The organism is Methylobacterium nigriterrae (genome assembly GCF_037106235.1).
GTDB lineage: Bacteria > Pseudomonadota > Alphaproteobacteria > Rhizobiales > Beijerinckiaceae > Methylobacterium > Methylobacterium nigriterrae.
Window position 1 is genome coordinate 1 of sequence record NZ_JBAWTG010000212.1, and the last position, 5,405, is coordinate 5,405.

The 5,405-nt window shown below is 63.6% G+C and carries 10 protein-coding genes; 5 read left to right on the forward strand and 5 right to left on the reverse strand.

The window, feature by feature from the left end; all coding sequences use genetic code 11:
* Nucleotides 1–374: 374 nt before the first annotated feature.
* Together WDW90_RS34385 and WDW90_RS34390 are read right to left on the reverse strand one after the other, a co-directional pair.
* Nucleotides 375–602, reverse strand: a complete 228-nt coding sequence (locus WDW90_RS34385) for a hypothetical protein (protein ID WP_336492203.1) — start codon at nucleotides 600–602, stop codon at nucleotides 375–377.
* 118 nt (nucleotides 603–720) lie between these two features.
* A complete protein-coding gene (locus tag WDW90_RS34390; protein ID WP_336492205.1) occupies nucleotides 721–1,173 on the reverse strand; it encodes a hypothetical protein in 453 nt (150 codons plus the stop codon).
* Between the two features lie 420 nt (nucleotides 1,174–1,593).
* On the opposite strand from WDW90_RS34390, the gene WDW90_RS34395 reads away from it, so the two are divergent.
* From WDW90_RS34395 to WDW90_RS34410, 4 genes are all read left to right on the forward strand, one after another.
* A complete protein-coding gene (locus WDW90_RS34395; protein WP_336492207.1) occupies nucleotides 1,594–1,809 on the forward strand; it encodes a hypothetical protein in 216 nt (71 codons plus the stop codon).
* Entirely contained in the window at nucleotides 1,806–2,006 is a 201-nt protein-coding gene (locus WDW90_RS34400) for a hypothetical protein (RefSeq protein ID WP_336492209.1), read from the forward strand. Before WDW90_RS34395 ends, WDW90_RS34400 begins: the two co-directional genes overlap by 4 nt.
* Nucleotides 2,007–2,109: 103 nt before the next feature.
* Nucleotides 2,110–2,328 carry a hypothetical protein gene (locus WDW90_RS34405; RefSeq protein ID WP_336492210.1) on the forward strand — a complete coding sequence of 73 codons (219 nt, stop codon included), beginning with the start codon at nucleotides 2,110–2,112 and terminating at the stop codon, nucleotides 2,326–2,328.
* 365 nt (nucleotides 2,329–2,693) lie between these two features.
* Entirely contained in the window at nucleotides 2,694–2,951 is a 258-nt protein-coding gene (locus WDW90_RS34410; protein ID WP_336492211.1) for a hypothetical protein, read from the forward strand.
* A 90-nt stretch (nucleotides 2,952–3,041) separates the two neighbouring features.
* On the opposite strand, the gene WDW90_RS34415 is transcribed toward WDW90_RS34410, so the two are convergent.
* Complete coding sequence (locus WDW90_RS34415) at nucleotides 3,042–3,473, reverse strand: DUF6894 family protein (RefSeq protein WP_336492213.1); 432 nt, start codon at nucleotides 3,471–3,473, stop codon at nucleotides 3,042–3,044.
* Between the two features lie 162 nt (nucleotides 3,474–3,635).
* Here WDW90_RS34415 and WDW90_RS34420 point away from each other — a divergent pair, with 162 nt between their 5' ends.
* On the forward strand, nucleotides 3,636–4,379 hold the full coding sequence (locus tag WDW90_RS34420; protein WP_336492214.1) for a Crp/Fnr family transcriptional regulator: 744 nt from the start codon (nucleotides 3,636–3,638) through the stop codon (nucleotides 4,377–4,379).
* 119 nt (nucleotides 4,380–4,498) lie between these two features.
* Here the strand turns inward: WDW90_RS34420 and WDW90_RS34425 are convergent, their stop codons facing one another.
* A complete protein-coding gene (locus WDW90_RS34425; protein WP_336492215.1) occupies nucleotides 4,499–4,741 on the reverse strand; it encodes a hypothetical protein in 243 nt (80 codons plus the stop codon).
* Nucleotides 4,742–4,863: 122 nt separating this feature from the next.
* Nucleotides 4,864–5,007 (reverse strand): hypothetical protein, encoded by a 144-nt coding sequence (locus tag WDW90_RS34430; RefSeq protein WP_336492216.1) that lies wholly within the window; start codon nucleotides 5,005–5,007, stop codon nucleotides 4,864–4,866.
* Nucleotides 5,008–5,405: the final 398 nt, after the last annotated feature.

A 5,405-nucleotide genomic window follows, 5' to 3' on the forward strand; every position in this document is an offset into this window, starting at 1 on the left:
CGGAGGCGGGCCCGCAGCTCCGCAGCATCGAGGCCGGGGCGCCAGGGGCCGAACTGTCTGGAAGTGTGCATGATCCTAGTTCTGGAATTTGTTCCTGTCAGCTGGGGTATACCTCAACGGTCGTTTTGCGCATGGCGCGCAGTGTTATGGAGTGTCGCTGTTGTTGTCGTCGTTCCGGCGGAGCCGGTGACCAGTGCCGCTGCATCCTCGTCTTCCGGCTGATACTCGATCGATCTGGATGAGTGGATGAATGCGAGTCCGGAGGGCGAGGGGCGGCGAATGCCGCGTGCGCCAGCAGGGACGATCTCGACATATCCGGCATGGAAAGAGCGGAGCGAGGTCAGCCCTCGCCCCGTGTGCTCGTCGGCTGAGGATCAGAATGGGCAGTCGTCCGACTCGCGAGCGCGGGCAGCCACTGCCTCCGAATTCCGAGCCCTGAGCCTGGAATGGACTTGCGCCATCGGCTTGTTGCGCATGCCCGGGTCGATCTCGGCCAACTCCGCGGGGATATCGCGCAGGGCGGGATACTGCTTCTGCATGGCGACGATCTCCGCGGGGGGAAAGGTGACGTACTTCCCGATGAACCCGCCCTGTCGCTCCACCTGGCCGGCTCCTCCCCTTCCTGCACCTTCCTCTCCTTTCCTCTCTTCCCGTCTCGTCCCCTCTGATTTCATCCCATCCCGTCTCGTATCGTCTCGTCCCTTCTCGTCTGGTCCCGTCTCATCTCCTCTCCTCTCCTCTGGATCCTGTGACAGCCTCTGTCACAACCTCTGTCACAGAGCCTGTGCCGGATTGCTGTTCGGCCTGCCTGCGCCGCGCTGCCTCTCGGGCCTTCTCGGTGCGGGCTTTCTGCGCGGACTTGCTCTCCCAGGCCTCCAGGGTCTTGGCTGCCAGTGTGCGGCTGTAGAAGCGGCCATCCGAGCACAGTTCGAAGTCGGATAGGGCTTCGTCCTTCACCTTCTCCCATTCCGCCAGTGCGGCCGGACCCCTCCCGAAGCCCGCGAGGTTGGCGAGCATGCGGTCGTCGTCGGGGAGCGAGCCTGCCGGAACCTGGCTCCAGGATTTCGCCATCAGCGTGATGGCCGCCTTGAAGCCGTCGCCGGTCGAGGTCACCGCGAAATCGCCGTCCGTGAGCCAGCCGATGTCGAAGGGTATGAAGGTAAAGCTCTTCAAATCGACATGCTCCGGAATGAGCGGAGATTGTACACTTGCAATAGACGTGGTATTTCTCACTTGTTGATTGCTCCTTATGGCCACATCACCTCCTTGGACAGCGCGTGGTGGGATTTATACTTTTGGTAACGCCCCTATTATCATCCGATTTTTGACCGCATTCCGCGGAATAAGTCGGGCACCTTTGCAGAGTGGCGAGCCTCATTTCGTCGATTAAATCAGGTACCTCTTTTGCTGAGCCTACATCGAGCTCTGGCAGACTTCCCATTACCTCACCCTGCTGCCAGGGCAAGCTTCATTTCATGTCGAAGTTTGGCACTTGCGGAACGCGGCCTGGATCGTCGCAGGCGCAGGAGGTGAGACGTGAGACTTAACCCGTGTTAAGGCCGCTCACCGAAGCCGTGCTGAGGAGCGCTGGCCATGACTTGGCTGCCTGTCGATGCTTTCTCTCTTGCCAACCTGCACGTCGCCGAGGGCACGCGGCGGTGTGACCTGCAGCGGGCGCTAATCTCCCACCTAAGAGTAAGCGGACGCGATACGGCTGTGGCCGAGGCGCTCCTCGTCAGCTTTGAGGAGACGCTCGGCTTCATGCGTGAGCATCAGCGGCGCCTCTCTTCCATGGGGGAGCAGCCGTGAGCGAGACGCCGCTTGCTGTAGCGATCCGGCACGTAGCCGAGGCCGAACAGCGCCGGGATCAGCAGATTGCTTTGGTCGCCGAGCTCGCAGATCGCGGGGAGGACCGCGCCGCCGCCGAGGACATGCTCCGGGAGATCAAGCAGACCCTCAGGCTCGCGCGGGCCCAACAGGCACTGCTCCGAGTCCTTGGGGATTAGAGGCTGTGGGGCGAGCGCTAGGCCCGCTCCTCATTACGAACTGGGGACCGGCTTTAATCCGTGGTAACCTCGCCAATTGAAGCCCATTCCAGAGGAGGGGGCTGTGATCACTTCCGTAAACGAGACGCCGCTTGAGGCCACAACCCGGCGGATTGGTGAGGCTGAGCAGCGCTGGGACCGGCAGGCCGAGTTGGTTGAAAAGCTCGCCGGGGACGAAGAGGCCCATGCCGCTGCCGAGAAGATGCTGCTCGAGATCAGGCAGACCCTCAGGCTTGAGCGGCGGGCCCGGCAGGCGCTTCTCCAAGGCATTGACAAGGCATAGGCCGCGGGGCGAGCGCCAGGCCCGCCCCGGCCTCATCGCCGAAGCCGAGCAGCACCGACACGAGCAGGCGCAGTTCGTCGCTCAGTAAGTGGTCGAAATCTGGCTCTTGGATTGCAGCCCACCCCTGAGGTCCGCGATAAGTAGCAAGCGGGCCCGCGCGTCCATCATCTCGGACACTCCAGCGTCCCAATAGGGCTATAGAGCCCGGCCTCTGCGCAATTCAGGACAGCCACTGCCCTCTTACGGAACCGCACTTCGCGTGAGCGCGGAACGTTCCGCTAGGCCAAGCCCTATTGGAATGCTTTGAAGCGGACGACCGCCTGCCTGTGATAATGCCGCTTCTCGAAGCTGAGCGGAGGTCGACTATGGCACGGTTCGCCGACATCCGGCCGGAGGACGAGGCGGTGGCCAGGGTCGAGGCGCACGTCGCCGAGGCCGAGCAGACCTGTTCACGGATGCGGCTTCTGATCGAGCGGATGCGAACGCTCGGTCAGGACCCGACCACGGCCGAGATACGCCTCGCACAGTTCGACCAAGCCATCGCTCGACTCTGGGCCTCCCGCCGCATCCTGCTCAGCCGCGCATATTCCTTCGAGCCGGTCCGGAACGAGGACGTTTCATAAAGCCCAGCGGGCGAGCTGCGCCTCGGTCCTGCTAAGGTCCAGTAGAGTAAGTCCGAGTGGAACGCTGTGCGGTGGCTCGATTGGCCCCTCCTACGGCTGCCCACACCCATGGCCGCCCATGTCGAGCGCACGCAGGCGAGCCAGTCGGAGCTGCATCCGCGAAAGCGCGGCGGTAAGGGCGTCGCGTTCTTGTCGGATTGCCGCGATCAGGCTCTCCGTCCGCTGCAACTCGGTCCGCACCTGCTGCGCTGAGGCGGACGCGGGTCGGCGCGGCCTGCGGTCCCGGTCGAGCACGTCCGAGAAGGGCACCTCCATCAGGAGCTGACCCTCCACGTCCGCGATCTCGAACGCATAGCGCAGGACGTGGCTCAGGCCCGTGCCTGTGTGCTGCAGATCGGCTGCCATCGCCGGAATGGCCCGGCACACATCGAGATAGGCCGCCTCCAGGCCCGTGAAGTCGAGACCTTCCCGGTCCCATTCCAGGCCGTCTCTCGTGTGCAAGTGGAAGTGAAAGTGGGGCATCTGCCCTCCGGCCGTGCTCTCACCCCCAACGCGCGCCGCTGAGGTGAGATCAGAGCGGCCTCTCGCGAGGGTGAGCTTCCGTCGTTTTCACGGGCGCGGGCAATCACACAACTGTAGCTTGAGCTAGGGGAGCAACTCACTCTGCCTCGGCCGGAGGTGGCCATGCCGCAGCACCTCATCCGCAAGCTTGAGCACTTCACTCGCCTCTCGGCCGACGACAAGCGGGCCCTTGAGGCCGCTGCGGGCCACAGGAAGCATCTGGTCGGAGCACATCAGGACATCATCAGCGAGGGCGACCGGCCTGAGCACCTCAACCTGATCCTGGAAGGCTGGGCCTGCCGCTACAAGCAGCTGGAGGATGGCCGCCGGCAGATCATCGCCTTCTTCGTACCCGGCGATCTCTTCGACATCCAAGCCTTCGCGCTGCGCGAGATGGATCACTCCATCGGCACCCTCACGCCGGTCAGGCTGGCCGAGATCCATCAGGACGCGCTCTTGCGCCTCACTGACGAGCACCCGCGGATTGCCCGGGCCTTCTGGTGGGAGGCTGTGGTCGGCGTCGCGACCGTGCGGGAGTGGACGGTCAATCTCGGCCAGCGCACGGGGTTGGAGCGGATTGGGCATCTGCTGTGCGAGCTGTTCATCCGGCTGTGCGCGGTCGGGCTGGTTGAGCACAACAGCTGCAGCTTGCCGATGACGCAGGTGGATCTGGCCGACGCGACAGGCCTGTCGAACGTGCATGTCAATCCCGTGCTGCAGGAATTGCGTTGCTCGGGGCTGATCGTGCTGAAGGACCGCCGCCTCACGATCCCGGATCTCGCCGCGCTCCAGGCGGTGTCGCTGTTCAACACGAACTACCTGCACCTTGACCGCGAGGGTCGCTACTTCGACGCAGACCAGGGGTGAGCGGTCCCGCCCCTGCATCGGTTCCATAATGCCCAGTCGGCGAACCACACTGCAGCCAAAGGGCCCCTGCAAAGGTCCGATAGAGCAAGCCGCCCCATTGGAGCGGGCCCATAGGCGCCTCAATCCCAATCCTGGCTATTGAGTTCGCAGGTCCCGCCCATGCGGGCCGCGATGGTAGACATCACCTCGTCAAGCGATCTGTGCGCCCGTTGGACCCCGAGCAGTGCGCTCTTCGGGTCGGGCTCAATTTCGAATGGTGCGAACCCCGCCGATTGGTTGATCGAACCGAGGTGGCGGCCAAGACGGTCGTCCAGGCTCCATTCGTTGCCGGAAGATCCAACGGGGTTGACGATGACGTCCATGACCGGCTCCTCACGGCCACCTTCAGCGCCGCTTCTCAATGGAATTCCGCATGCGATCTGCCGCTCTTCACGGCGGCAATCCGGCTTTCCTCACTCTGTTTCAGCCCTGCTCGGACAGACCCTCATCTCCGCTGCACGGCGAGCCATGTCGAAACTATCACCCAGATCATGGTAGCAGCCAGCACGAGAGCGAGGCCGTCGAACAGGTCCATGGCAGCACCCTGCGCGTTCGCGGAGAGCTTGTCGGCACGGAAGGCGTGCCGCATCGCCTGAGCCGTCGTCGCTCAGGTGCAGACACTGTCAGTAGGATCAGCTTGGCCGAGGGGCAGGACTCCAACGCTTGCGGGGCGCCGGCTTCTTGGGCTCTGCGCAGCGCACTGACAGAGCCCTGACGCGCTCGTTGAAGTCGCTGACCGTGACGTTCTGCGCCACGCCGTAGACGGAATGCCGCGCGAGAGCCTTTGGCATCTGGGCCTCCTGAGGGTGCCCAGAGCGGAACTGCGTTGGGAACTTAGACCAACGCGCTCGGAGGCGTCGGTTTCCATGGGGAGCTTCCATGGCCTTCTGAACCGCTCCGGGATTTTCGGAGGCTCCAACTCTTGAGAGACTGGAGCCATGACGAAGCATATCCCACCTTTCTCCCCTGAGGTTCGCGAGCGGGCAG

Bases quoted from the DNA above. Each gene is read 5' to 3' on its own strand.
- WDW90_RS34395 (WP_336492207.1), top strand. From the start codon at position 1,594: ATGACTTGGCTGCCTGTCGATGCTTTCTCTCTTGCCAACCTGCACGTC.
- WDW90_RS34410 (WP_336492211.1), top strand. From the start codon at position 2,694: ATGGCACGGTTCGCCGACATCCGGCCGGAGGACGAGGCGGTGGCCAGG.
- WDW90_RS34415 (WP_336492213.1), bottom strand. From the start codon at position 3,473: ATGCCCCACTTTCACTTCCACTTGCACACGAGAGACGGCCTGGAATGG.
- WDW90_RS34420 (WP_336492214.1), top strand. From the start codon at position 3,636: ATGCCGCAGCACCTCATCCGCAAGCTTGAGCACTTCACTCGCCTCTCG.
- WDW90_RS34425 (WP_336492215.1), bottom strand. From the start codon at position 4,741: ATGGACGTCATCGTCAACCCCGTTGGATCTTCCGGCAACGAATGGAGC.
- WDW90_RS34430 (WP_336492216.1), bottom strand. From the start codon at position 5,007: ATGCGGCACGCCTTCCGTGCCGACAAGCTCTCCGCGAACGCGCAGGGT.